This is a genomic window from Photobacterium sp. DNB23_23_1 (assembly GCF_052873815.1).
In genome coordinates this window covers 1-305 of the sequence record NZ_JBNNXT010000118.1, presented here as the reverse complement: position 1 = coordinate 305, position 305 = coordinate 1, and the positions used below count along the sequence as shown (strand labels likewise).

At 51.5% G+C, this 305-nt stretch carries 1 pseudogene; it reads left to right on the top strand.

Annotated elements, in window-relative coordinates:
* A pseudogene (locus ACVA53_RS25075) lies at nt 1–305 on the top strand (3D-(3,5/4)-trihydroxycyclohexane-1,2-dione acylhydrolase (decyclizing)); the annotation flags it as partial.

Here is a 305-nt window from a genome sequence, read left to right as displayed (position 1 = left end):
CTACCTCTTCTACTTATCTCTGGTGATGCTTATGTTAGCCGTCTGCCAGACCCCGTTTTACAACAGCCGGAGAACTTCGAAGATCCGTCTGTGACTTCAAATGATGCATTCAAGCCGCTAACGCGCTACTGGGACCGCGTGCTATCACCAACCCAGCTAATGCACACATTGCCGCAAGCACTAGATACTATGTTAGACCCAGCAACCTGTGGGCCGGTATTCCTAGGTTTGCCGCAAGATATCCAAGGTGTCGCTTACGACTTCCCTGAAGTGTTCTTTGCTGAGAAGACGCACCGTATCCGCCG